Below are 22,089 nucleotides of genomic sequence, written 5' to 3'. Positions count from 1 at the left end.
TCAAGCGCCCCACAGACTGCCGCGGACCTGCGCATATTTTTTCCGGGCTGCGGCGGACGCGTCGCGGGCCGCCGAGCCACCGCTCTCGGGGGTCGCGTCCAGGCCCACTTCCCAGCTGGGCGGGCCGGCAGCACCGCCCGAGGCCCAGGCCGCCTGGCGGGCTGCCCCGAGCGCGACGTACTCCCCCGGGTGCGGGCACTGCACCGGTACACCGAACAGATCGGGCGCAACGGCCCGGACCGCTGCCGACGCGGCTGCGCCGCCGATCAGCAGCACCCGTTGCACCTGGTACCCGGTGGCCGCCAGTGCATCGACGCCGTCCGCGAGGCCGCACAACATCCCTTCGACGGCCGCCCGCGCGAGATTCTGCGGCGTCATCGACGCCCGGGTCAGGCCGTGCAGCGAGCCCGACGAGTCCGGCAGGTTGGGAGTACGTTCACCGTCCAGGTACGGCAGCAGGGTCACCCCACCGGCCCCCGGCGCGGCGCCCAGTGCCAGCGCATCGAGCCCCGCGAGGTCGACACCGAGCAACGCTGCAGTGGTGGTCAGCACCCGGGCGGCGTTGAGGGTGCAGACCAGCGGCAGATACCGCCCGCAGGCGTCGGCGAAGCCCGCGACGACGCCGGTCGGATCGGCCGTCGGAACCTCGGCGGAGGCGAAGACCGTGCCACTGGTGCCCAGCGACACGACGACGTCGCCGGCCCGCAGCCCGAGACCGAGCGCGGCCGCCATGTTGTCGCCGGTACCGGCGGCGAGCGCCAGGCCCGCGCGGGTACGGCCGACGATCGCCGCCGGGGCGGCCACCCGTGGCAGCGACGGCCGGTGGCCGAGGGCGCGGGTGATCAGGTCGTCGTCGTAGGTGCCATCGGCCGGCGAGAAGTAGCCGGTGCCGGAGGCGTCGCCGCGGTCGGTGGTCGGTTCGGTGCCCGGCTCTGCGAGCCGGTGGGTCAGCCAGTCGTGCGGCAGCAGCACGGACGCGGTCCGGGCGGCGTTCTCCGGCTCCCGCCGGGCCAGCCAGCGCAGCTTCGTCACGGTGAAGCTGGCGCTCGGCACGCTGCCCGCCCGGTCGGCCCACTGCTGCGGGCCGAGTTCGGCCACCAGGTCGGCGGCGTCCGGAGCGGACTGCAGGTCGTTCCACAGCAGAGCAGGGCGGATCACCTCGCCGGCCTCGTCGAGTACCACCATGCCGTGCTGCTGGCCGCCGATCGACAGTGCGGCGGCCGTAGCGACGAGCTCGGGCGGCAGTTCCCGCAGGGCACGATCCAGCGCGTCCTCCCAGTGCCGTGGGTCGACCTCGCTGCCGTCCGGATGCGCGACCTTGCTCGCCGCGAGCACAGCGCCGGTCTCCGCGTCGCACACCACCGCCTTGCACGACTGGGTGGAGGAATCGATCCCGATGACTGTCTGCGCGGGCGTCATGTGTTCATCATTCCCGCATCTCCCCGCGGGTGACGTACGTCCCCCGCACACCGCGCGGCGCGGCGCGGCGCGGCGTGCGTCGCGACCGTCGGAGCCCGGCGGGACAATCGAGGAATGCATCACGCACCGGACGACCGCGACCTGCTCGGCGTGCTGCTGCGCGCCGTCCCGGCGTGGCAGGAGCCGGTGACCCATGTCGAGCATCTCGCTGCGCGGGCCGGCACCACCGCGCCGTGGCCGCGGTGGGTGCCGACCGAGCTGCGCGAGGCGCTCGGGCGTCGCGGGGTGCAGGAGCCCTGGCTGCACCAGGTGCAGGCCGCCGATGCCGGGCACAACGGCCGACCGACGGTGATCGCGACGGGAACCGCCTCCGGCAAGTCGCTGGCATTCCAGCTGCCGGTGTTGTCGGACCTGCTCACCGACGACAAGGCGTGTGCCCTCTACCTCTCACCCACCAAGGCACTGGCCGCCGATCAGCTGGCGGCCCTCGAAGAACTGCGCCTGCCCGGCGTCCGTCCCGCGGCGTACGACGGCGACACACCCCTCGACGAGCGCGATTGGGTACGTGACCACGCACGCTTCGTCCTCACCAACCCGGACATGCTGCACTGGGGAGTGCTGCCGATGCACCAACGGTGGGCCCGGCTGTTGCGGCGACTCAGGTACGTGGTGATCGACGAGTGCCACAGCTACCGCGGCGTCTTCGGATCCCATGTGGCGCAGGTGATCCGGCGACTGCGCCGGGTGGCCGCGCTGTACCGCAGCGATCCGGTGTTCATCCTGGCTTCGGCCACCGTCGCCGACCCCGCCGAGGCGGCGTCCCGGCTGACGGGGTTCGACGCCAGGGAAGTTGTCACCATCTCGGCGGACTCGGCACCCAGAGCAGCCAGACGCTTCGTGCTCTGGGAACCGCCGCTGGTCCGCGACGAGGACACGGCGTCCACCGGCGACCATCAGGACGGCGCCCCGGTCCGCAGGTCCGCGCCGAAGGAGGTCGCGCGAATGCTGGCCGACCTGGTCGCCGAGCGGGTGCGGACGCTGGCGTTCGTCCGCTCCCGCCGGGCAGCGGAACAGGTCGCGCTGTCGGCGCGGCGACGGTTGGAGCGCACGGATCCGGACGTCGCCGATCGGGTGGCCGCCTACCGGGGTGGTTATCTCGCCGAAGACCGTCGGCTGCTGGAGAAGGCCCTGGACTCCGGGGATCTGCTCGGGGTGGCCTCGACCACGGCGCTGGAGCTGGGGATCGACATCGCCGGGCTGGATGCGACGCTCATCGCGGGCTTCCCGGGCACCCTCGCCTCGCTGTGGCAGCAGGCCGGGCGGGCCGGACGCGGTGGCGAGGATGCCGCCGAGGCGCTGGTGGTGTTCGTCGCGCGGGACGATCCGCTGGACACCTACCTGGTGCACCACCCTGCTGCGGTGTTCGGGCGACCGGTGGAGGCAGCGGTCACCGATCCGCAGAATCCGTACGTGCTGGGCCCGCACCTGCGCTGCGCGGCGGCCGAGGCGCGGCTGACCGACGACGACCTCGCCCTGTTCGGCGACCCCGACCATGTCCGTTCCGTGCTGGCAGATCTGGTGCACGCCAAGCTGTTGCGTCATCGGGCGCAGGGCTGGTACCACGTCCTGCCGCACCACCCGGCGATCGACGTCGACCTGCGCGGCTCCGGCGCCGGCCAGGTCGCCATCGTCGAGGAAGCCACCGGGCGGATGCTCGGCACCGTCGATGCGGCACAGGCACCCTCGGCAGTACACCCCGGTGCCGTGCATCTGCATCAGGGCAACAGCTTTGTGGTCGACGAACTCGACCTGGAGCAGGGGGTCGCGCTGGTCCACTCCGAGAACCCCGACTGGATCACCATCTCCCGGTCGCTGTCGTCGGTGACCATCCTGGGATCCCCCACGCTCCAACGAATCCGGCCGGGCGTGCGGATGTTCACGGCCGCGGTCCAGGTCACCGAGCAGGTGATCGCCTACCAGCGCCAACGGCACAGTGGCGAGCTGATGGACCTGATCCCCCTCGAAATGCCGGAGCACACGCTGGACACCCGCGCGGTGATCTACACCCTGGATCCGGAGCTGTTGCTGGACAACGGGATCACCGAGGATGCACTGCCCGGCGCGCTGCACGCCGCCGAGCACGCCGCGATCGGACTGCTGCCGCTGTTCGCCGGCTGCGACCGCTGGGACATCGGCGGGCTGTCGACCAACCTGCACCCGGACACCGGCCTGCCGACCGTCATCGTCTACGACGGGCAACCGGGTGTCGCGGGCTTTGCCGACCGCGGGGCGGCGGTGTTCCGGCCCTGGCTGGAGGCGACCCGCGAGGCCATCACCTCGTGCGAGTGCCGCTCCGGCTGCCCTTCCTGCATCCAGTCGCCCAAGTGCGGCAACGGGAACCACCCACTCTTCAAGGACGGGGCCGTCACCGTGCTCGATCTGGTCCTCGGTACTCGAGAAGAAGAAGAAGGAGCATCACCATGGTGATCGTTGCTGGACATCTGATCGTTGACGCTGCACAGCGGGAGACCTACCTAGCCGGTTGCGTCTCCGCGGTCGAGCAGGGCCGCGCTGCTGCGGGCAACCTCGACTTCGCGCTGTCGCCGGACATCGTGGATCCGCGCCGGATCAACATCTTCGAGCGCTGGGAATCGCAGGCGGCAGTGGCAGCGTTCCGGGGTGCCGGAGTGGACGACGAGCAGGGCGCCGAGATCCTGGGTGCATCGGTGAGCGAGTTCGACACCGACACCGAGCGCGCGCTCTCCTGAGGCGACAGCTCTCCGGCGCGTGCTGACTGGGCCCCGCCACATGCTGGATGGCCCGGTGCGTGCTGCCCGGTCGCCGCGCATGCTGACCGGGCCCCCGGCGCATGCTGGATTGCGCCGCGCATGCTGGACTGCGCCGCGCATGCTGGATTGCGCCGCGCATGCTGGATCGACGGATTCGGTCCGATTCGGGACCGAAAGTGACCATCGAGAATGCGCCGCAACTCGAGCCGGCGACAACTGCTCGAGTGCGCCACGGCTGCGGGGGCGTCCGCAGAGCCGCACCCGGCCAACCGGCACGACTGGCGCTTGATACCCTACGGGGGTATGGTTGCCAGTGACCGAGGAGGCCAGATGACCCACCCCCAGCACGGCTACACCCCCCGCAAGGACGATCTGCGCAGGCGACTGCGCCGGATCGAGGGCCAGGTGAAGGGCATCGACAAGATGGTCGCCGACGACAAGTACTGCATCGACATCCTCACCCAGGTGTCGGCAGTCACCAAAGCGCTGCAGGCCGTCGCTCTCGGCCTGCTGGACGATCACCTCGAGCACTGCGTGCTGGACGCGGCAATGGCCGGCGGCCCCGAGGCCGAGGCCAAGCTGCACGAGGCGTCGCAGGCAATCGCCCGGCTCGTACGCTCCTGACCCGGTCCAGACAACCGGCCACCACTCCGACCGCTGCCGATCACTCCGCCGCCCACCCACCCAGTACTCCACCCCCACCACCCCACCTCAGGAAGAAGGAACCACCGATGAGCACTGCCACCTACACCGTGACCGGAATGACCTGCGCGCACTGCATCGCCTCTGTGACCGAGGAACTGAACGAGTTGGACGGCGTGAACGAGGTTGCGGTCGACCTGGCCTCGGGCGCCGTCACCGTCACCAGCGACGCGCCGCTCACCGACGACGCCGTCAAGACCGCCGTCGAAGAGGCCGGCTACCAGCTCGCCTGAGCCTCTCCCCACCTCCAGCAGCACCCGATCCCGAAGGCAGCGCCATGAGCAGCATCACCGATCCGCGCACGGATCCCAGCTCCCGCAGCATCGAACTCGAGATCACCGGGATGACGTGCGCCTCGTGCGCCAACCGGATCGAGCGCAAGCTCAACAAGATGCCGGGAGTCGAGGCCAGCGTGAACTACGCGACCGAGAAGGCGAAGGTCAGCGCCGCGTCCGACGTCTCGACCGACGCGTTGCTCGCGACGGTCGCCGCGGCCGGCTACGCCGCGGCCCTGCCGGCCCCTCCGGACGCGCCTGCTCCGGCGGCCACCGACGATCCGACACGAGCGTTGCGCCACCGATTGCTCGTCTCGGCCGTCCTGGCCATCCCCGTGATCCTGCTCGCGATGGTGCCTGCCTGGCAGTTCACCAACTGGCAGTGGTTGTCGCTGACGCTGGCCGCACCGGTCGTCGTCTGGGGTGGTTGGCAGTTCCACCGCGCCGCCTGGACCAACCTCCGACACGGCGCCACCACGATGGACACCCTGGTGTCGGTCGGCACCCTCACCGCGCTGCTCTGGTCGGTGTACGCGCTGTTCTTCGGCACCGCGGGCGAGCACGGCATGCGGCACGCCTTCGAGTTGACGATCTCCCGCACGGACGGCGCCGGCAACATCTATTTGGAGGCGGCCGCCGGAGTCACCACCTTCCTGCTCGCCGGGCGGTACTTCGAGGCCACCTCGAAGCGGAAGGCGGGGAGCGCACTCCGGGCGTTGTTGGAGCTCGGCGCCAAGGACGTCGCGGTGCTCCGGGACGGGGTCGAGGGCAGGATCCCCATCGACCGCCTGGCAGTCGGCGACGAGTTCGTGGTGCGCCCCGGTGAGAAGATCGCCACCGACGGCGAGATCCAAGAGGGCTCTTCCGCCATCGACGCCTCGATGGTGACGGGCGAGTCGGTGCCGGTGGAGGTCGCACCGGGAGATGCAGTGATCGGGGCGACCACCAACGTCGGGGGACGGCTCGTGGTACGCGCGGTCCGTGTCGGCAGCGACACCCAGCTCGCGCAGATGGCTCGGCTGGTGGAGGACGCGCAGAACGGCAAGGCAGCGGTCCAGCGACTGGCCGACCGGATCTCGGGGATCTTCGTCCCGATCGTCATCGCACTGTCGGTGCTGACCCTGGCCGGTTGGGTGATCGCCGGGGCCGGCTGGACGGCCGCGTTCACCGCAGCCGTTGCGGTGCTGATCATCGCCTGCCCGTGCGCCCTCGGACTCGCGACGCCGACCGCGCTGCTGGTCGGCACGGGCCGCGGAGCCCAGCTGGGCATCATCATCAAGGGCCCGGAAGTGTTGGAGCAGACCAGAAAGATCGACACGGTGGTGCTGGACAAGACCGGCACCGTCACCTCCGGGCAGATGTCCGTCCGTGACGTCATCCCGCTGTCTGGCTCCGACCCGGCAGAGCTGCTCGCCCTGGCGGCAGCCCTGGAGGACGCCTCCGAGCATCCGATCGGCCGCGCGATCGCCGACGCAGGGCGGGCCGTGTCGGAGCTGCCGGCCGTTGCGGACTTCGCCAACAGCGAGGGTCTCGGAGTACGCGGAACGGTCGACGGGCGGACGGTGGTCGTCGGACGGCCGGCGCTGCTCGAACAGCACCAGCTGCGGGTGGACACGGACGCGCGAGCCGCCCTGGACCGGGCTGCTGCGACCGGCGGTACTGCCGTCGCGGTCGGGTGGGACGGCGCCGCCCGCGGGCTGATCGTGGTGTCGGACGAGGTGAAACCGACCTCCCGCGAAGCCGTGGCGCAGCTGCGCTCGTTGGGTCTGACGCCGATCCTGCTCACCGGTGACCACCGTGCGGTCGCTGCAGCGGTCGCTGCCCAGGTGGGGATCGCCGAGGCCGACGTGATCGCCGAGGTCCTGCCGCAGGACAAGGTGGACGTGGTGCGGCGACTGCAGAAGGAGGGCCGAGTGGTGGCGATGGTCGGCGACGGCGTGAACGATGCCGCCGCGCTCGCCACCGCCGACCTGGGTCTGGCGATGGGAACCGGCACCGACGCCGCGATCCAGGCCGCCGACCTCACCTTGGTGCGCGGCGATCTGCGGAGCGCTGGTGACGCGATCCGGCTGTCGCGCAGCACCTTGTCGACCATCAAGGGCAACCTGTTCTGGGCGTTCGGATACAACGTCGCCGCACTGCCGTTGGCGGCCGGCGGCCTGCTGAACCCGATGATCGCCGGGGCAGCGATGGCGTTGTCATCGGTCTTCGTGGTGGCGAACAGCCTGCGACTGCGGCGGTTCCGGTGACCGATCGGCTCGCAGCCGGGTTGCTGCCTGCCGCCGAAGCCCAGCTGGTGCTGACGCTGCAGGGGAACAACATCCGGGACATCACCTCGTTCTACGACGAGATCAACCGGGTGTTCATGGTGGGGGTCGACTGGCGACTGGGTGAGAGCCTCGATGCGCTGAACGACCTGCTGTACGGCGGATACGGGGTGTTGCTCGACTGTGCGTCGGCGCAGGTGATCTGGCTCGACCACCGGATCGCTCGCGAGGCGTTGGGGACCGAGGCCACCCGGCAATGGTTGCAGCACAAGCTCGATCGGCCGGAAGCCTTCGCCACTGCCGGCATCACCACGCAGCTCAGCACCCTCGAAGCCGGCACCGGAAGAACCTACTTCGACCTGGTGCTGGACGTGTTCGCCGACCACCCGGCGATCACCCTGGCACTGCGCTAGCGCGACCGGCTGCGGAACAGCTCGAGGACACCCTCGATCCGGCCCGTCCGATCCTGCGTCCGCACGCGACCACCCCGCTCGAGCATCGCCATCCCGTGCAGCGTGCTCCACAGGAGCTCTGCCGACAGTCCGTCCGCGGGACGCGGCGCTGCCGCATCGCCGCCGACGGCCAGCACCAGGACGTCGAACCCGGCGCGCAACTCGTGCGGGGATTCCGGGGCGGCGAACAACAACTCGGTGGGCAGGCTGAACATCGCGTCGTAGGTGGCCGGGGACTGCGTGGCGAAGGCCAGGTACCCCTCGACCACCCGGCGCAGCAGGTCGACGTGAACGCCGTGCTGCTCGACGGCGCCGTCCCCGCTCATCAAGGCTGCCATCTCGACGAATCCGACCTGCGCCACCGCTGCCATGATCTCGGCCTTCCCCTGTGGGAAGTGGCCGTAGAGCACCGGCTGGCTGTAGCCGATGGCGTCCGCGAGTCGGCGCGTGGTGACCCCGTCCCATCCCGACGCCTCGGCCATCTCCCGGGCTGCCGACACGATCCGGCCGTGCCGTCGGGTCAGCTGCTGCTGACGCGTCTCGGCTGCGGGCTTCACCACCCGGTCAACCTAGCATTGCTATATCTAGCGCTGCTAGATAGTGTCGACAGTGACGCGGCCGATGGAGCCGAGCCCTGACCGAAGGAGTGGATGGACGTGGACACGCTGATCTCCGTGGTGACCGTGGTGATCGTCGGAATACTGGTGGGAGCGGAGTTCGCCGTCGCGGTGTTCGTGAACCCGATCTTCGACCGACTGCCGCACAACGGTGGCCTGGCCGCGAGGACCGACGGAGCACGCCTGCTCGGCCGCGTGATGCCGTTCTGGTACATCGCGTCCGTGGTGCTGGCTGTCGTCACTGCGCTGGCCGTCGCCGGCTCGGGCCGGTGGTTCTGGGTGGCCGGCGCCGGCCTGTTGCTGGTCAGCGTCCTGATGTCGGTCACCCTGCTGGTTCCGATCAACAACCGGGTCAGGCGGTGGTCCGGGAGCGATTTCCCGGCGGACTGGCGGGAGCAGGTCGGCCGCTGGGACCGTCTGCACTTCGTGCGCGTGGCGGTGATCACGGCCGGCTTCGTGCTGATGGCGATCGCGGCCACGCGCTGATCAGCCCGGACCGCCCAGCAGCCAACGATCGACCTGGATCTCCAGCAGCACTCGGGGGCCGTAGTGCGTCGGATCTGCAGCGTCCCAGCCGCGGTACTTGGCGGCGAACGCAGCGATGATGTCCGGGTGCTGGTCACAGGCCCGCTCGGCGGACCGGCCTGAGGCGACCTGCGGCCGTTGCCCAGATCCGTCCACAGCGAGCGAAAGCCGCGGGTCACGAGCCAGGTTGCGAACCTTCTGCGCCGCAACCGAAGTGGCCACCCAGATCGACTCTCCGTCCGCGACGAACCAGACGGGTGTGGTGTGCGGTGAACCATCCGCGGACAGGGTGGTCAACCACGCGGACTCATCTGGTCCGAGATTCTTCGGCGTGGACATCCTCGCAGCCTAGGTCGCCGAAGTGTCACCCCTGCTCGCGCACCACCGTCGCCCTCGCCCTCCCACCCGCCGTGCCGGCGAACACCCCGATCCGGACGTCGACCTCCGTCGTCACCAGCACATCCCAGCCCTGCACCTCACAGGAGACCACTCGCGCTCCGTTCGCCACGGCCACCGAACCCGCACGCCCACAGGCATTTCCCGGGTCCAGCAGTACCAACCCAGCGCCGGCCAGCGCTGCCAGATCGGCGGCCGAGCCCGCGCGGTGTCGTGCGATCACGGCGCCCGCGAGCTGTAGCACCACCACGACCACTGCCAGCAGAGCAGCCAGGAAGATCGCCGCCACCACCGTCGCCGAACCACGGTCACGTTCGCTCATCCCGTGCCCACGCCGAACTCGAGCGCAGCGACCGCCGTCGCCGACAGCTCGACGCCCGGCAACAGTCCCCCCACCGGCGCAGCACGGATCGTCACGGTGACCATCCCACTCCCCTCCGAGACCGCCATCGACGCACCCGCAGGCCCCACCTGCGCCAACGCGGACGCGGCGCCGGCACTGTCGCCCCGAGCGAGCAACCGCGCCACCTCCCGTGCCGCATCGACACAGCGCACCTGCGCCACGGCGCACCCCACGCCCGCCAGCACCAGCGACGCCACCAGGATGACGGCGACCAGCGACAGCGCCGCTTCCACCGTCACCGAGCCACGATCACCGTCCCCGTCCGCCGCCTCCGACACCCCTCACACCGGGCCGCTCATACCGAGCCGAGGGCCCGCGTCACCAGGTTGGTCAGACCTGTCACGATCGAGTCCCCGGTGACGATCTTGTAGAGCACGGCAGCCAGCGCCGCGGCGACGACGGTGCCCACCGCGTACTCGACGGTCGTCATTCCCGCGTCGTCGCGCAAGCCCCGGCGGATGCGTTCCTGCACCGCCACCGAGAACTGCATCGCCCTGCGCAGGTACCGCCGTCTCATGCTCCGGATCCGTTGTGCCACCGCTCATCCCTCCGAACAGCCGTCCGACCTGTGTCGGACGATCGAAGTTCGAGCCTGTGCCTTGCGGGCAGAGAGTGCATCCGGCTCGATCATGGGTGTGGACAACTGGAGGTGTGTGGACAACTATCGGGCTCGACGTGTGGCCCGTGATGCTTCGCGCGAGAGACTCAGCGCTTCCGTCCGGCGAGGTGCGCACGCCGCGCCCCCAGACTGCAGCCGAGACGCCATTCTCGAGCGAACAGGCTGCACGCCGACGATGATCGATTCACAGAGCGTGCAGATGCCTGTCCGGATGCTCAGACCTGACCTCGATGATGCGGTCGAGTGCGTGCTGGGCACATCGGCGGCGCGGTAGACGATGAGTCGCAGATCAGAATCCCCGATCGGGGCGAGCACCTCGAAGGTGACGCTCAACCGCCCACCCGCGGGGTGGTTCAGCGCTCTGGTCCCGCTCGCCCGGACCGTCACTTCACGGGAACTACCAGCCGTCCCAGGATGTGTTCGTCCTTCCTGCCGCTCCCTGCCGGCAGCAGGCTCGGTGCAGGCAGCAACCGGCTGCCGGAGGAAAGGATGTGCCGTGACGACGGGTTTGGATTCCTATCGTCTGTTGGGCCGTTCAGGTCTGCGGGTGTCGCCGATGTCGTTGGGCGCCATGACGTTCGGGGATGCGTGGGGATGGGGTGCCGACGAGAGGACCGGACGACGCATCTTCGATGTCTACCTCGATGCCGGCGGCAACATGGTCGACACGGCGAACGCGTACACCGATGGGCAGTCCGAGGTGTACCTCGGCCGGTTCCTGACGGGGCGGCGGGATCGGGTGGTGGTGTCCACCAAGTACTCCGCAACCGGTGATCCTGCGCGACCCGCAGCGGGTGGTGATTGCAGGTGGTATCGCCGACGCCGGCGAACTGCTCGCCGCCACCACCCGGTCGCTCCTGCCGCACGCGATGATCGACAACCCGCCGGAGATCGTCGCGTCCTGGTTGGGCCAGGAAGTGGTCGTCTTCGGCGGGATCAGGCTCGCCCTCGACCATCGCGAGGCGCACCTGCTGGATGGTATGGCGCTCGGCTGAGGGCTGGCTTCGCCGAGAGCCAGCCACCTCAGAGGACAACCCGCGTGCCCGCACCTTCCGCAGCGTCCTGTCCTTCTGGTTACTTCTTCTGACGGCGGCTCCCGCCGTGCCAGTCTTCCTCGATCACGGCGGCTGTCCCATGTTTGTTCGGGTCGAAGCCGAAGCTGCGGAGTTGCGGTTGTTCCCGCAAGCTGCGCTTGAGTTCGGCGAAGCCGGGGAAACTGGCCAGCCCGACGACGTGATCCCAGAGCTGCACGGCGTCGCTGTCGCTGGGAAGTCGGCGGTCAAGCCCCTGGTGGTGGTGTAGCGGTGCGTGATTCTTCGTTGGTGTTCAGGCGGTGAGTGCGGGCAGGTCGGTCTCCTGGTGGTTGTCGGGTTCGGTGGCGGTGATGAGGTGGAGGCGGGACTTGGCGAGGATGTCGAGGCCGAGGTAGCGGCGTCCTTCGGCCCATTCGTCGGTCTGTTCGGCTAGGACGGCGCCGACGAGGCGAACGATGGCTTCGCGGTTGGGGAAGATCCCGACACTGTCGGTGCGGCGGCGGATCTCCCGGTTCAGTCGCTCGTTCGGGTTGTTCGACCAGATCTGCTGCCACAGCCCTTCGGGGAAGCCGGTGAAGGCCAGGATCTCGTGTTGCGCCGCGGTGAGGTGTTCACTCACTGCGGGCAGCCGGTCGGTGACGTAGTCGATGAGCCGGTCGAACTGCGCGGTGACAGCCTGTGCGTCGGGTTGGTCATAGACGCTGTGCAGCATCGCTTTCACGGCCGGCCACATGCTTTTCGGGGTCACGGACATCAGGTTCGCGGCGTAGTGGGTGCGGCAACGTTGCCACGCCGCGCCGGGCAGGTTCGCGGCGATCGCGTCCTTCAACCCCGAATGGGCGTCGGAGGTCACGAGTTTCACGCCGGTGAGTTTGCGGGCGACGAGGTCGGCGAAGAACGTGTTCCATGCCGGCCCTGTTTCGCTGGTCGCGACCCGCAGCCCCAACACTTCGCGGCGGCCGTCGTTGTTCACGCCGGTCGCGATCAGCACGACCGCGTTCACCACCCGGCCGCCCTCACGGACCTTCATCGTCAACGCATCGGCGGCGACGAACGTGAACGGACCGGAATCGGCCAACGAGCGGTGCCGGAACTGCTCCACGTGCTCATCGAGGTCGGCGGCCATCCTGGACACCTGCGACTTCGACAAGGAGTTGATGCCTAACGTCTTGACGAGTTTGTCCATCCGGCGGGTCGACACCCCGGCGAGGTAGCAGTCCGCGACGACCGTGATCAGCGCCGATTCGGCTCGTTTGCGGCGCTCCAGCAACCATTCCGGGAAGTACGTGCCGGTCCGCAGCTTCGGCACGGCGACATCGATCGTGCCGACCCGGGTGTCCAGCTCCCGGGTGCGGTAACCGTTGCGTTGCGCGGTCCGCCCCGGGGTGGGCCGGCCGTACTCGCCGCCCACGATCGCGTCGGCGTCCGCGGACAGCAACGCGTTGATCGTGGCCTGCAACAGGCTCCGCATCAGGTCCGGGCTCGCTTCCGCGAGGGCCTCGCCAAGCAGACCAGCAGGGGTCGACAATGTGTGGTGCGGTCATCGTGATGCTCCATTCGAGAGTGCTGTGAGAGGTTCACTCGAAGGATCACGCGGTGACCGCACCCATGTCCAGACCCGGACCAGGGCCAGCCGCCGCGCTACACCACTATGCGGGACTCAACTAAGTCGGCTGATGACCGGCCCGAAAAATGCTGTGCCGTGAGGTGGCTGGAAGTGAATGATCGGGGTGCCGACATCTTTGCCGGTCAGGCTCAACGCATGGTCGGTTTCAGCCCGTATCTCGGTGTCCCAGCTGGTGTCCTCCAGGGCGTCGGCAAGCTGAGCAGACAATCCGAGGCCGGCCAGCAGTGGTGCGACAAATGCGCGGCTGCCCCGCTGGGCGGCGGTGAGGGTGGCCGCGGCCGTCGAGTCGAACACCTCGCTGCTGATCGCCTCGTACAGCGGGCCGACCACCTCCGGGCCGTGCTCAGCGCGCGCTCGCGCGGCGACCCGCAACAGCCGCAGTCCCGCGGTGTGGCCGGCCTCGTACTCGGGCGGGAACTGGGTGGCGTAGTCCAGGTGGGCGTTGAGCATCCGGAGCGAGATGAACCTCCACCCGATCCGGTACTCACGCTGGGCGGCGACGGTGCGGACCCATTTGCTGGTCATCCACGCGAACGGACACACCGGATCGAAAAAGAACTCGATGTCGGCCGGCAATCCCGTGGCGTCGGGCTCGACAGAGCTGGCCCCAGTGACGGTGGTCATGTTCAGGTCGCCGTGTGTTCGCGAATGTAGCGGATCATCCCGACGACATCCTCCGGGACGAGCCGCCCGATCGCGCCGCTGGAATACACGCTCAGCACAACGTTGCCGGTGGGGTCCAGGATGAATCCGGTGGACTGCATGAAATGCCCGTCGGGGTCGACGAACGCGCCGGTCGCCTCGGCGATCGCCGCAGCATCAGCGCTGTGCCCCACGGGGTAGGTCAACTTGTGCTTGTCGATCGTGGCGGCGGTGGTGGTTTCGTCGTCGATCGACAGCGCCACCACCCGGACCCCCAATTCGGTGAGTTCGGCCTGCGCACGTTGGAACGCCCGCAGTTGAGCGTTGCAGTATGGGCACCACGACCCGCGATAGAACAGCACCACCCCGAACCCGCCGGCCAGATCGCCGGGCAAATCCAGGCGCTGGCCGTCGGCGAGACCGGCGGTGAGACTCGGGAAACTCTGGCCAGGGCTGAGCAATGACATTAAACACTCCGATTCAGGGTGGAACATGGATGGGGTGTGGGAGTTCTGGTCGAGCAACCGGATATTTCTAGGCGGGCATCCCCGCGTCCCAGATCTGCCTGGTGTCCTCGCCGAGCAGGTTCGCGATCAACATCGCTGCGGGACTCTCTCGGTGGCCCAATCATCCAGCAACTCGGGGGCAGAAGCTTTTTTGGGTCGCGCGTCCCACTATGCCGCATAAAACTGGGATGTCAAACCCACTCTTGATATCGTGTCGCGCATGGTGCCCACCCAGCTCCCGCCGGCCGCGTTCACTGCCAAGGGAACCCGCACCCGCGGCCGGATCGTGGCTGCGGCTGCCCAGCTGATCCACGACCACGGCGTCGCCAGCACCACCATCGAGCAGGTGCGGGCCGCCGCCGAGGTCAGCGGATCCCAGCTCTACCATTACTTCGCCGACAAGGACGCCCTGGTAGAGGCGGTCATCGACAACCAGGCCGACGCCATCGTGCGAAGCCACGAGGATCTAGACCTGGGCACCATCGAAGGCCTGCGTACATGGCGCAATCTGGTCCTTGCCCAGAGCCGTAGCGCCGACGGTAGAGGCGGATGTCCGCTCGGGTCACTTGTCGGTCAGCTCGCCGAATCCGAGACCACTGCCCGCGACCACCTGGCCATCGGCTTCCAGCGATGGATCGACGCCGTGTCCACCCACCTCCGAACAGCGCAGGCCGCCGGCCGGCTCCCCGCAGGCATCGAACCCGCCGACCTCGCAGTCACCCTGCTCGCTGCCCTACAAGGCGGACTGGTCCTCGCACAGGCTCGACGCGACACGGTCCCGCTTGAAACTGCACTGAACACCATGCTGACCTTGATTGCTCCGGACCAGGAACCTCTTGAGCCAAGCACTTCATCGCCCGGCCCACCGCCCCGGAACCGGCAGGATGATTGACTGCGCCGGGCAGCTGGGTGGGCATTTCAGCCGCCCGTACAAGCCTTCCAGGGTCAGCCTCCACCGGCCATGTTCATCGACGGTGCAGGCAGCGGTGCGGACCGCGTCTTTCGCCGGGAGCATCGCAGATGACCATGGTTGGCGGCCCAGATACACGCCGGCACCGGTGGCGGAGCACCCCCACCGACGAGACATCGCGCGTGGACGGTCATAGCAGCCCACGCGGTGTCGCCCGAAGTCCCAGACCAGGCAACCCGGGTCCGGAGCCATCCCGCCTCTCGGCGAGGTCTCAGGAAGCCATCCCCTTTACGGCGGTGTGCGGGCGACGGCGCACGTGGTGAGCAATTGGTTCATTCCACCCTGCTGATCGCCGGATTCTCCGTGGCCTGACCGCGCTCAGCAGGCTCGACCGCAGGTGGCGGTTCAGTAACCGAGCCGTCGAGCCATCTGTCGGGGCGGTCAGCTCATCGTGAGCACAACCCGGAACCGCGCGTCGCCGCTCATCATCCGGGCGTACGCGGCGTCAGCCTGCTCGAGTGGGTAGGTCTCGATGAGAGGTCGAACGTCCTGCAGATCGGCGAAGCGCAAGGTGTCCTCGGAGTCTTTCGAGGTGCCGGAGGCGTGCCCGATCACTCCGGTGCTGCCGGGGATCAGCGCGAACGGCGGGATCTGCATGGGTTCGGTTGAGGCGCCGACAACGATCATCTGCCCGCGCGGTCGGAGCCCGCCGATGGCGGCGCTCATCGCATCGGGCGCGGTCACAGTGGCCAGGATCGTCTGCGCGCCGCCCAGCTGGTGCAGGGCTTCGGCCACGTCGACCGATGTTGAGTCGAGGTAGTGGTGGGCGCCCAGCGCGAGCGCCTGCTCCCGCTTGTCGGTGCCCCGGGCGATCGCGACGGTCTCGAAGCCCATGCGGCGGGCCATCTGCACCCCGAGGTGTCCGAGCCCACCGACCCCGAGAACCGCGACAAGATCACCGGCGCGAGCCCCGCTCTCGCGCAACGCGTTGAACGTGGTGACACCGGCACACAGCAGCGGAGCCGCGTCGGTCGAGGCCAGGTCCTCGGGGATCGAGGCGAGGGCGTCTGCAGGGACGACGACGTGGTCGGCGTAGCCGCCGTCGTACGCGATGCCGGGCACTTGACCGTTCTCGCAGCTGATCTGGTCACCACGCCGGCATGGGTCGCAGTGCCCGCAGGCACCGCCGAACCAACCGACCCCGACCCGTTGACCGACCGTCCACGTTTGCACACCCGCTCCCACCGCGTCGATCGTGCCCGCGATCTCATGCCCGGGCACTCGTGGGTAGTCGATCGGCATTCCGCCGTCCACGGTGAAGGCATCGGAGTGGCAGACGCCGCAGGCCTCAACGCGCACCAGGACCTCACCCCGTCCGGGCGTGGGGACCTCGCGAGAGACCAACTCGAGCGGTTCGCCGGGTGTACGGACCTTCATGGATCGGGAACGGGACGTAGCTGCTGGGGTCATGGTGGTATTCAACCGCGGGCTGGCCGACCGTGGGAAGGCTCGATCCGTCCCCGGGTCTGTCAAACCCACCCGCGTCAAGACCTACCTGCACACTGGGGTCATGGCGGCGAAGGAGGACCTGCGTGAGTTTCTTCGCTCCCGGCGCGCGCGGATCGAACCAGCAGACGTCGGGTTGGCGCCGGGAGACAGGCCGCGACGGGTGCCAGGGTTGCGACGCGAAGAGCTGGCGCGGCTGGCCGGGGTCAGCGTCGACTACTACGTGCGTCTGGAGCAGGGGCGCGACCTGAACGTCTCGCACGGGGTGCTGGACGCCATTGCCAGGGTCCTGCAGCTCAGCGACGATGAGCACGTCCACCTCGTCGATCTCGCCCAACCGACGGCGCGTCGGCGGCGTGCGCCCGTCACCAAGTCGCAGCGGGTGCGACCTGGCGTCCGAATGCTCGTCGACGCCTTCCCGACGCCGGCGTTCGTGCTCGGCCGGCGCCTTGACTTCCTGGCCACCAATGCCATGGCCCGGGCACTGCTGTTCGACGTCGACGCCGCCTCGCCGCACGAGCGCAACCATGCCCGCTGGGTGTTCCTTGACCCCGCAGCCCGCGAGCGATACGCGGACTGGGAAGCGATCGCCCGCGACAACGTCGCCACCCTGCGCATGGATGCCGGACGCCACCCCGACGACCCGGAGCTCGCGGCACTGGTCGGAGAGCTCGCGCTCGCGAGCCCACAGTTCGCGAGCTGGTGGGCTGACCACGACGTGCTGCGCCGACGGCACGGCACCAAGCTCTACCGGCACCCGGTGGTCGGCGAGCTCACTGTCGCGTACGAGGCCCTGACGCTGCCCGACGACACCGACCAGACTCTTTTCCTGTACACCGTCGAGCCGGGAAGCCCGTCGCAGCAGGCCATGTCGCTGCTGGGCAGCTGGACAGCACACCCGGCTCGCTGATCTTGCTGGAGATCCGGTCCAGCTCGAAGACTCAATCAACCGACTCGACCGGCATCGGACACGGCCCTCCAGTGCGCGCGAGGTGCGTCAGTGCACTGAACCGCCCCGGCTTGTCTGGAGGCTCTGACTGTTTGGGAAGGTTGGAGTCAGGCCAGGAGTCACGACGAGGCGGTACCCGCAGGAGTTGCGGGAGCGGGCGGTGCGGATGGTCGCGGAGTCCCGCGGCGAGGGTGAGTGGCGAGTGGGCGGCGATGGCGCGGGTCGCGGCGTTGCTGGGGGTCGGGACCCCGGAGACGCTGCGGACGTGGGTACGCCGCTCTGAGGTCGATGTGGGGTGAGCGCGCCGGTATGACGTCGGAGGAGTCGGCGGAGGTGCGTCAGCTGAAGCGGGAGAACGCTGAGTTGAAGCGGGCGAATGCGATCCTGAAAGCGGCTTCCAGTTTCTTCGCGGCCGAGCTCGACCGGCCTTCCCGGTGATCGCTGAGTTCATCCGTCCCCATGCCGGTCGGCGTGATGGGGATGGGCTGCGCTGGGGTGTCGAGCCGATCTGTCAGGTGCTCGCCGAGCACGGCATGCAGATCGCCCCGTCGTCGTACTACGAGTACATGGCCCGCCGGCCGTGGCCGCGGATCTTGCGGGATGCGTTGTTGTTCTGGCGGGATCCGCCGGGTTCATCGTGAGAACTATGCGGTGTAGGGGGCGCGGAGGGTGTGGACCGGGAGGGCATCGCGGTGCACGGTGGAGCGGCTGATGCGGGAGGCGGGCCTGTCCGCGGGGTCCGGGGAAGGTCAAGCACACGACGATCCCCGACCCGGCGGCACACCGGCAGGAGGATCTGGTGCAGCGCCGGTTCACCCCGGCTGTGCCGGATCGGCTGTGGGTTGCCGACATCGCCTACGTGTCGACGTGGTCGGGGTGGGTGTACGTGGCGTTCGTGACCGACGCTCATCCCCGGCGGATCCTGGGCTGGCGTGCCGGGACCTGCATGTCGACGCAGCTGGTGCTGGATGCGTTGGAGCAGGCGGTGTGGACCCAGCACCATGCGGGTCGGGATGTGGGATCGGTTGTGGCACATAGCGATCACGGGTCCCAGTACACGTCCATTCGCTACTCGGAGCGGTTGGCGGAGGCGGGCATCGCTGGGTGGGGGTTCCGTCGGCGACTCCTACGACAACGCCCTGGCTGAGACGATGGAGGGCTTGTACAAGACCGAGTAGATCAAGCCCCGCGGGCCGCGGCGCGGCTCGGACGCCGTCGTGATCGCGACCGCCGAGTGGGTCGACTGGGTTCAACCACCGAAGGCTGCACGGCTACAACTTCGACCTTCCACCGGTCGAGATGGAGGAGCTTCACTACGCTGCGCTTGGGACCCAACAGCCCGCTGAGGTTCCCGTTTGAGGAAGCCTCCGGACTAGCCGGGGCGGTTCAGTCCGCTGCTGCTCGCAGCCGTGCCGAATTGCGTGTGGGTGAGTCTCCCTAGACCAAACGGACTACCAGCACGCCCACCCCGCGACTCGTCGCCGAACTCACCGCAGAACGCGACCGCATCGACCGGATGATCGCCGAACTCCGTAACTCCCGCGCAGTGCTCGACGACGTCATCTCGACCGCCACCGGTGAGTCCTGACCCCCGATCGCCGGATCCGAACGGCGGATGGTGGTGCGCGACAACACAATCACGGTTCGGGACCCAGCCGCGTCCCGCCGACGACACCGCCATCCCGGTCGACGGCCTTCCATGCGCCGCGAGCATTTGGATCGATCTTTGATACAGTTTTCGGATGGACGCTGACCACGCGGTCGAGAGGCTGACCCGTTCGATCGAGGACTTCAACTCCGTGTTCATCCGACTCCCGGGAACGGATCGGCTGAGCTTCTCCGCCCTGTCCGTGCTGCACACCCTGTCGCGGCGGGGACCGTGTCGGTTGAGCGAACTGGTCCGGACGGAGCAGATCAAGCAGCCGGCGCTCACCGCCGCGGTCTCGAAGCTGGAACGCGACCGCCTGCTCGTCCGCGGCCCGGACCCCTCCGATGGCCGAGCAGTTCTGTTGTCCCTCACCGACATCGGCCGCCAGCTCGTGGTGGGACGCCACACCGAGCGGGCGGATCGGCTCCGTGCACTGATCGATCAGCTGCCCGCCGGCCGACGCAAGCGGTTGTTGGGCATCGCCGGCGTGCTGGACGACATCGTTTCCCTCGCCGACCAGCAGCGCCCCACCGACCGGCAGGACCCCGACCACCGGCAGGACCTCGACGACGAAAGGACCCGACCGTGACGTCCGCCATCGATGCGCTCACACCGACGCCCATCGCGATCCCCGAGAGCACCCTGCAGGATCTGCGATTCCGGCTACGTGCCACGAACTGGCCGGACGATGACGGCAACGAGGACGGCAGCTACGGTGTGCCGCAGGCACTTCTGCGCGATCTGGTGCAGTACTGGGCGCAGGAGTACGACTGGCGGGCCGCCGAGCGGGCCATGAACGCGTACGAGCACTACACCGTCGAGGTGTCCGGAGTCCGCGTGCACTTCATGCGCAAACCCGGTGTCGGGCCATCGCCGACCCCGCTGATCCTGAGCCACGGGTGGCCGTGGACGTTCTGGCACTGGTCCAAGGTCATCGACCAGCTTGCTGACCCAGCCGCCTTCGGCGGCGATCCGGCGGACGCCTTCGACGTCATCGTGCCGTCGCTGCCGGGCTTCGGGTACTCGACCCCCACCCGACCGGACATGAACTTCTGGAAGATCGCGGACGTGTGGCACGAGCTGATGACGAAAACCCTAGGCCATCAACGGTATGCCGCGGCGGGATGCGATGTCGGAGCCCTGGTCACCGGCCAGCTCGGGCACAAGTACGCCGACGAGCTGTACGGCATCCACATCGGATCCGCGCTCACGCTCGACTTCTTCAATGGCGACCGCGCGTGGGATTTCACCGGGGGACGGCCCATCCCGCCCGGCCTGCCGGACGAACAACGCAGCAGGCTCATCGACCTCGAGCACCGCTTCGCCGTGCACCTCGCCGCGCAGATGCTCGCCCCCAGCACCCTCGCCCCGGGCCTGGCCGACTCCCCCGCCGGCATGCTTGCCTGGATCCTCGAGCGCTGGATGAAGTGGTCCGACAACGACGGCGACATCTTCACCGTCTTCACCCGAGACGAGCTGCTCACCCACGCGACCATCTACTGGACCGGCGCTGCGATCGGCAGCTCGATCCGCACCTACGCCAACAACAATCGCTACCCGTGGACACCCACCCACGAGCGAACACCGGCGATCGAAGCACGGACGGGGATCACCTTCGTCGACTACGAGAACCCACCCGGCATCAGCACCTCCGCCGAACGCATCCGGTCCTTCCTGAACAGCGACCGCGCGGGCTGGTACCACCACGTCAACATCACCGGCCACCCACGCGGCGGCCATTTCATCCCGTGGGAGATCCCGGACCAGTGGACCGACGACCTCCGCCGAACCTTCCGTCCCCTCCTCGGGGCCGCACCGGACCAGCCGGAACATCACCGATGAGAGCCGGAGCCGAACAGCCCGCGCACCTCTGATTTCCTCTCTGCGCGGCAGCTTCCTGGCGGACGACGTGCCAGCGCTGACCTGATCTGGCTCCACCCGGCACTCTTCTCGTGGCTCGTGGGTCTCACCCCACAGCGCGGACCAGAGCGTCGATGCCGGCTGTCCGCTCGCCGCGACGCCAGCAGATGGCCCATCGGATCGACGGCGATCCGGGCGTGAACGGCACCATGGTGACGGTGGGTCTGGCGAAGTACTCAGCTGCGTGCTTCGCGACCGGGCTGATCCCTTCCCCTGCAGCGACTGCGGCCAGCAGCTCCTGCCACGTCGAAGGCGTCTGCCCGGAGCCGTCCCAGTACGGCGCTGCCCGACGACCTGCCCGCAGGACCACATGGCCGACCATGTCCTCGAGCGTCACGATGTGCTGGGCAGCGAGAGGGTGCGTCCTGGCGACCGCGAGGACGACGTCCTCGGTGTGGATCACCGGGCCCGGTTCGATGTCCGGTTCTTCGATCGGCGCGTTGGTGACCGCAACATCCACCTCCCGGCGCCGCAGCAGATCCAGCGGATCGGCGAAGCCCGCCTCCCGGAACACGATTCGGGTCGAGGGCTGGTGAGAGGTGAACCGTCCGAACACATCTGCGGCGAGATCGGCGAGCGCGGGCGCTTCCAACGAAACGGTGAGGGTGGTTGCGACACTCTGGCCTGCAGCTCGGGCCGCGGACACTGCTTGCTCGATGCGGTCCCAGCCTGCACGGACTTCGTCGGCGAGGACCGCCCCCGTCGCTGTCAGCTGGACCCGCCGGCTGGTGCGCACGAACAGCAGGACACCCAGCTGCCGTTCCAGCTTCGCAATGGTCTGGCTCACTCGAGCCTGCGACACCAGCAGACGCTGCGCCGTCCGGCCGAAGTGCAGCTCGTCCGCCAACGTCAGGAAGATCTCGATGTCCCGCCTGTCCATAAG

At 68.7% G+C, this 22,089-nt stretch carries 21 protein-coding genes and 6 pseudogenes; 15 read left to right on the top strand and 12 right to left on the bottom strand.

The annotated features are described in order from the left end of the window. Complete coding sequence (gene xylB, locus ABLG96_RS04750) at window positions 1-1,419, bottom strand: xylulokinase (RefSeq protein ID WP_353650253.1); 1,419 nt, start codon at window positions 1,417-1,419, stop codon at window positions 1-3. 114 nt (window positions 1,420-1,533) lie between these two features. Between xylB and ABLG96_RS04745 the strand changes: the two genes are divergently transcribed. The 6 genes from ABLG96_RS04745 to ABLG96_RS04720 all read left to right on the top strand — a co-directional run bounded on the left by ABLG96_RS04745 (window position 1,534) and on the right by ABLG96_RS04720 (window position 7,865). Then, a complete protein-coding gene (locus ABLG96_RS04745) occupies window positions 1,534-3,906 on the top strand; it encodes a DEAD/DEAH box helicase (RefSeq protein WP_353650252.1) in 2,373 nt (790 codons plus the stop codon). Further along, window positions 3,900-4,187, top strand: coding sequence for an antibiotic biosynthesis monooxygenase (locus ABLG96_RS04740; RefSeq protein WP_353650251.1), 288 nt, complete (start codon window positions 3,900-3,902; stop codon window positions 4,185-4,187). The genes ABLG96_RS04745 and ABLG96_RS04740 overlap by 7 nt, the downstream gene beginning before the upstream one ends. A 351-nt stretch (window positions 4,188-4,538) precedes the next feature. Then, entirely contained in the window at window positions 4,539-4,832 is a 294-nt protein-coding gene (locus ABLG96_RS04735) for a metal-sensitive transcriptional regulator (RefSeq protein ID WP_353650250.1), read from the top strand. A 107-nt stretch (window positions 4,833-4,939) separates the two neighbouring features. Further along, complete coding sequence (locus tag ABLG96_RS04730) at window positions 4,940-5,143, top strand: heavy-metal-associated domain-containing protein (RefSeq protein ID WP_353650249.1); 204 nt, start codon at window positions 4,940-4,942, stop codon at window positions 5,141-5,143. A 44-nt stretch (window positions 5,144-5,187) separates the two neighbouring features. Further along, window positions 5,188-7,434: a heavy metal translocating P-type ATPase gene (locus tag ABLG96_RS04725; RefSeq protein WP_353650248.1), complete on the top strand. Its 2,247-nt coding sequence runs from the start codon at window positions 5,188-5,190 to the stop codon at window positions 7,432-7,434. Continuing rightward, window positions 7,431-7,865, top strand: a complete 435-nt coding sequence (locus ABLG96_RS04720) for a ribonuclease inhibitor (protein ID WP_353650247.1) — start codon at window positions 7,431-7,433, stop codon at window positions 7,863-7,865. The genes ABLG96_RS04725 and ABLG96_RS04720 overlap by 4 nt, the downstream gene beginning before the upstream one ends. Here the strand turns inward: ABLG96_RS04720 and ABLG96_RS04715 are convergent. Next, window positions 7,862-8,464 carry a TetR/AcrR family transcriptional regulator gene (locus tag ABLG96_RS04715; RefSeq protein ID WP_353650246.1) on the bottom strand — a complete coding sequence of 201 codons (603 nt, stop codon included), beginning with the start codon at window positions 8,462-8,464 and terminating at the stop codon, window positions 7,862-7,864. The genes ABLG96_RS04720 and ABLG96_RS04715 overlap by 4 nt on opposite strands. Before the next feature lie 96 nt (window positions 8,465-8,560). Here ABLG96_RS04715 and ABLG96_RS04710 point away from each other — a divergent pair, with 96 nt between their 5' ends. Then, window positions 8,561-9,007: a DUF1772 domain-containing protein gene (locus ABLG96_RS04710; protein ID WP_353650245.1), complete on the top strand. Its 447-nt coding sequence runs from the start codon at window positions 8,561-8,563 to the stop codon at window positions 9,005-9,007. Here the strand turns inward: ABLG96_RS04710 and ABLG96_RS04705 are convergent, their stop codons facing one another. From ABLG96_RS04705 to ABLG96_RS04690, 4 genes are read right to left on the bottom strand one after another with little or no spacing between them, the layout of a single operon-like run. After that, a complete protein-coding gene (locus ABLG96_RS04705) occupies window positions 9,008-9,385 on the bottom strand; it encodes a pyridoxamine 5'-phosphate oxidase family protein (protein WP_353650244.1) in 378 nt (125 codons plus the stop codon). 25 nt (window positions 9,386-9,410) lie between these two features. Continuing rightward, on the bottom strand, window positions 9,411-9,764 hold the full coding sequence (locus ABLG96_RS04700; protein ID WP_353650243.1) for an Rv3654c family TadE-like protein: 354 nt from the start codon (window positions 9,762-9,764) through the stop codon (window positions 9,411-9,413). Then, window positions 9,761-10,084, bottom strand: a complete 324-nt coding sequence (locus tag ABLG96_RS04695) for a TadE family type IV pilus minor pilin (protein ID WP_353650242.1) — start codon at window positions 10,082-10,084, stop codon at window positions 9,761-9,763. Before ABLG96_RS04695 ends, ABLG96_RS04700 begins: the two co-directional genes overlap by 4 nt. 56 nt (window positions 10,085-10,140) lie before the next feature. Continuing rightward, window positions 10,141-10,335, bottom strand: coding sequence for a DUF4244 domain-containing protein (locus ABLG96_RS04690; RefSeq protein WP_353651382.1), 195 nt, complete (start codon window positions 10,333-10,335; stop codon window positions 10,141-10,143). A gap of 685 nt (window positions 10,336-11,020) precedes the next feature. On the opposite strand from ABLG96_RS04690, the pseudogene ABLG96_RS04685 reads away from it, so the two are divergent. Together ABLG96_RS04685 and ABLG96_RS04680 are read left to right on the top strand one after the other, a co-directional pair. Then, window positions 11,021-11,227, top strand: a pseudogene (locus ABLG96_RS04685) (aldo/keto reductase); the annotation flags it as partial. Window positions 11,228-11,234: 7 nt separating this feature from the next. Further along, a complete protein-coding gene (locus ABLG96_RS04680) occupies window positions 11,235-11,459 on the top strand; it encodes a hypothetical protein (RefSeq protein ID WP_353651633.1) in 225 nt (74 codons plus the stop codon). A gap of 79 nt (window positions 11,460-11,538) precedes the next feature. On the opposite strand, the pseudogene ABLG96_RS04675 reads toward ABLG96_RS04680, so the two are convergent. From ABLG96_RS04675 to ABLG96_RS04660, 4 genes and pseudogenes are all read right to left on the bottom strand, one after another. Next, window positions 11,539-11,739 (bottom strand): annotated as a pseudogene (locus ABLG96_RS04675) (hypothetical protein); the annotation flags it as partial. 51 nt (window positions 11,740-11,790) lie between these two features. Next, window positions 11,791-13,042: pseudogene (locus ABLG96_RS04670) on the bottom strand (IS256 family transposase). Between the two features lie 122 nt (window positions 13,043-13,164). After that, window positions 13,165-13,749 (bottom strand): annotated as a pseudogene (locus tag ABLG96_RS04665) (hypothetical protein); the annotation flags it as partial. A 2-nt stretch (window positions 13,750-13,751) separates the two neighbouring features. Further along, window positions 13,752-14,234 carry a peroxiredoxin family protein gene (locus ABLG96_RS04660; RefSeq protein WP_353651381.1) on the bottom strand — a complete coding sequence of 161 codons (483 nt, stop codon included), beginning with the start codon at window positions 14,232-14,234 and terminating at the stop codon, window positions 13,752-13,754. Window positions 14,235-14,493: 259 nt separating this feature from the next. On the opposite strand from ABLG96_RS04660, the gene ABLG96_RS04655 reads away from it, so the two are divergent. Further along, on the top strand, window positions 14,494-15,165 hold the full coding sequence (locus ABLG96_RS04655) for a TetR family transcriptional regulator (RefSeq protein WP_353650241.1): 672 nt from the start codon (window positions 14,494-14,496) through the stop codon (window positions 15,163-15,165). A gap of 459 nt (window positions 15,166-15,624) precedes the next feature. Here the strand turns inward: ABLG96_RS04655 and ABLG96_RS04650 are convergent, their stop codons facing one another. Then, window positions 15,625-16,653 (bottom strand): alcohol dehydrogenase, encoded by a 1,029-nt coding sequence (locus ABLG96_RS04650; protein WP_353650240.1) that lies wholly within the window; start codon window positions 16,651-16,653, stop codon window positions 15,625-15,627. A gap of 100 nt (window positions 16,654-16,753) precedes the next feature. Between ABLG96_RS04650 and ABLG96_RS04645 the strand changes: the two genes are divergently transcribed. From ABLG96_RS04645 to ABLG96_RS04625, 5 genes and pseudogenes are all read left to right on the top strand, one after another. Then, window positions 16,754-17,599, top strand: coding sequence for a helix-turn-helix transcriptional regulator (locus ABLG96_RS04645; RefSeq protein ID WP_353650239.1), 846 nt, complete (start codon window positions 16,754-16,756; stop codon window positions 17,597-17,599). A 205-nt stretch (window positions 17,600-17,804) separates the two neighbouring features. Next, window positions 17,805-18,997 (top strand): annotated as a pseudogene (locus ABLG96_RS04640) (IS3 family transposase). Window positions 18,998-19,103: 106 nt separating this feature from the next. Continuing rightward, window positions 19,104-19,226 (top strand): annotated as a pseudogene (locus ABLG96_RS04635) (MerR family transcriptional regulator); the annotation flags it as partial. A gap of 154 nt (window positions 19,227-19,380) precedes the next feature. Then, window positions 19,381-19,875, top strand: a complete 495-nt coding sequence (locus tag ABLG96_RS04630; RefSeq protein ID WP_353650238.1) for a MarR family transcriptional regulator — start codon at window positions 19,381-19,383, stop codon at window positions 19,873-19,875. Next, window positions 19,872-21,128 (top strand): epoxide hydrolase family protein, encoded by a 1,257-nt coding sequence (locus tag ABLG96_RS04625; RefSeq protein WP_353650237.1) that lies wholly within the window; start codon window positions 19,872-19,874, stop codon window positions 21,126-21,128. The genes ABLG96_RS04630 and ABLG96_RS04625 overlap by 4 nt, the downstream gene beginning before the upstream one ends. A 124-nt stretch (window positions 21,129-21,252) precedes the next feature. Here ABLG96_RS04625 and ABLG96_RS04620 read toward each other — a convergent pair whose 3' ends face one another. Beyond that, the gene (locus ABLG96_RS04620) at window positions 21,253-22,086 is read right to left on the bottom strand and encodes a LysR family transcriptional regulator (RefSeq protein ID WP_353650236.1); all 834 of its coding nucleotides are present in this window, start codon (window positions 22,084-22,086) and stop codon (window positions 21,253-21,255) included. Between the last annotated feature and the right edge of the window lie 3 nt (window positions 22,087-22,089).

The sequence above is a fragment of the Nakamurella sp. A5-74 genome (assembly GCF_040438885.1).
GTDB lineage: Bacteria > Actinomycetota > Actinomycetes > Mycobacteriales > Nakamurellaceae > Nakamurella.
Note: the sequence above shows the minus strand (reverse complement) of the source record. Positions and strands in the feature narration are given on the sequence as shown.

Excerpts from the sequence above, each read along its gene's own strand:
- ABLG96_RS04705 (WP_353650244.1), bottom strand. The coding sequence starts at position 9,385 with ATGTCCACGCCGAAGAATCTCGGACCAGATGAGTCCGCGTGGTTGACC.
- ABLG96_RS04690 (WP_353651382.1), bottom strand. The coding sequence starts at position 10,335 with ATGCAGTTCTCGGTGGCGGTGCAGGAACGCATCCGCCGGGGCTTGCGC.
- ABLG96_RS04700 (WP_353650243.1), bottom strand. The coding sequence starts at position 9,764 with ATGAGCGAACGTGACCGTGGTTCGGCGACGGTGGTGGCGGCGATCTTC.
- ABLG96_RS04660 (WP_353651381.1), bottom strand. The coding sequence starts at position 14,234 with ATGTCATTGCTCAGCCCTGGCCAGAGTTTCCCGAGTCTCACCGCCGGT.
- ABLG96_RS04655 (WP_353650241.1), top strand. The coding sequence starts at position 14,494 with ATGGTGCCCACCCAGCTCCCGCCGGCCGCGTTCACTGCCAAGGGAACC.
- ABLG96_RS04620 (WP_353650236.1), bottom strand. The coding sequence starts at position 22,086 with ATGGACAGGCGGGACATCGAGATCTTCCTGACGTTGGCGGACGAGCTG.
- ABLG96_RS04725 (WP_353650248.1), top strand. The coding sequence starts at position 5,188 with ATGAGCAGCATCACCGATCCGCGCACGGATCCCAGCTCCCGCAGCATC.
- ABLG96_RS04650 (WP_353650240.1), bottom strand. The coding sequence starts at position 16,653 with ATGACCCCAGCAGCTACGTCCCGTTCCCGATCCATGAAGGTCCGTACA.
- ABLG96_RS04630 (WP_353650238.1), top strand. The coding sequence starts at position 19,381 with ATGGACGCTGACCACGCGGTCGAGAGGCTGACCCGTTCGATCGAGGAC.
- ABLG96_RS04735 (WP_353650250.1), top strand. The coding sequence starts at position 4,539 with ATGACCCACCCCCAGCACGGCTACACCCCCCGCAAGGACGATCTGCGC.
- ABLG96_RS04645 (WP_353650239.1), top strand. The coding sequence starts at position 16,754 with ATGGCGGCGAAGGAGGACCTGCGTGAGTTTCTTCGCTCCCGGCGCGCG.
- ABLG96_RS04730 (WP_353650249.1), top strand. The coding sequence starts at position 4,940 with ATGAGCACTGCCACCTACACCGTGACCGGAATGACCTGCGCGCACTGC.
- ABLG96_RS04745 (WP_353650252.1), top strand. The coding sequence starts at position 1,534 with ATGCATCACGCACCGGACGACCGCGACCTGCTCGGCGTGCTGCTGCGC.
- ABLG96_RS04740 (WP_353650251.1), top strand. The coding sequence starts at position 3,900 with ATGGTGATCGTTGCTGGACATCTGATCGTTGACGCTGCACAGCGGGAG.
- xylB (WP_353650253.1), bottom strand. The coding sequence starts at position 1,419 with ATGACGCCCGCGCAGACAGTCATCGGGATCGATTCCTCCACCCAGTCG.